Annotated in this window: 1 protein-coding gene; it reads left to right on the forward strand. The window is 67.3% G+C overall.

Annotated features, from left to right (window positions below; translation table 11 throughout):
• The first annotated feature begins 118 nt into the window (after nt 1-118).
• Entirely contained in the window at nt 119-1,480 is a 1,362-nt protein-coding gene (locus tag ACIBO1_RS32270; protein ID WP_396753097.1) for an IS4 family transposase, read from the forward strand.
• The last annotated feature ends 13 nt before the right edge of the window (nt 1,481-1,493 follow it).

Here is a 1,493-nt window from a genome sequence, read left to right on the forward strand (position 1 = left end):
CAATGCCGCTCAGTTAGGGCGGTGTGGTGGATGTCAAGCGGGGTGTAGACGTGGACGGCGGGGTCTCGGTATAGAGGTTTGTCACTCCAAGACAGCCTCTGGACCGGGAGCCCCGCCGTTGGAACAGTCTGCCATCACGTCCACGATCAGGGTGGCTGCGGGGCGGTTCGCGCCGGGCCATCTGGGTGAGTTGACGCAGCAGGTGCCGTTCGAGATGGTCGATGCCGTTCTGGCTGAGGCCGGTGGTGTGCAGTCGCGGGTGCGGGATCTGCCGTCGCGGGTGGTGGTGTATCTGCTGCTCGCGGCGGGGCTGTTCGCTGAGGTCGGTTACCGGCAGGTGTGGGCTCGGTTGGTCGCTGGGCTGGACGGGTTGACGGTGGCGCTGCCGACGTCTTCGGCGTTGTCGCAGGCTCGCCGTCGGGTCGGGGACAAGCCGCTGGTGGCGTTGTTCCGGTTGCTGTCGGGTCCGCCGGCGGGGGCCGCCCGGTGGCGGGGTCTGCTGGTGTGCGCGATCGACGGCACCAGCATGTTCGTGCCCGATACGGCGGCTAACCTGACGGTCTATCCGCGTCAGGCGGGCAGCCACGGTGGGTCGGGGTATCCGATGCTGCGGCTGGTCGCCGTCGTGGCGTGCGGCACCCGCGCTGTCATCGACGCGGTGTTCACCCCCATCAGCACTGGCGAACTCACGTGTGCGGGGCGTCTGTTGGGCTGCCTGCGCCCAGGCATGCTGCTGCTGGCCGACCGTGGGTTCGCCGCCCGTCAGATGATCGAACAGTTCGCCAGCACCGGCGCTGACCTGCTCATCCGCGACAAGGACGACCGGCGGCTGCCCGTCATCCGCCGCCATCGCGACGGGTCCTGGCTGTCTGTCATCGGCACGATGACGGTCCGGGTCGTTGACGCCGAGATCGTCGTGAGCATGAACGGTAAACGCCACGTCGGCCGGTACCGGCTGATCACCACCCTCACCGACCAGCGCCGCTTCCCGGCCATGGACCTAGTCACCCTCTACCACCACCGCTGGGAGATCGAGACGACATATCTGGAGTTGAAGTCCACCCTGCGGGGCGGACGGGTCCTACGAGCCCGAACCCCGAACGGGATCAGTCAAGAGGTCCACGCCCTGCTCACCACCTACCAAGCGGTCCGGCTGGCAATGGCTGACGCCACCGCCAGCCGGCCCACGACCAACCCCGACCGGGCCAGCTTCACCATCGCCGTCCACGCCGCCCGAGACCAGATCACCCAAGCCGCTGGTGTCATCGCCGGCACCGTCATCGACCTCGTCGGCACCATCGGCCGCGCAATCCTGGCCGACCTGCTACCCCCACGCCGCACCCGAATCAGCCCCCGCGTGGTCAAACGCGCGATCTCCAAACACCGCGCCAAAGGCACCATCGACCGCACCAACTACCACGCCACCATCAACATCAACATCCTCGAAACAGCAACATTGACAACCCGCCCACCGCCCTAACTGAGCGGCATTG

Source organism: Micromonospora sp. NPDC049903 (assembly GCF_044460945.1).
Lineage (GTDB): Bacteria > Actinomycetota > Actinomycetes > Mycobacteriales > Micromonosporaceae > Micromonospora.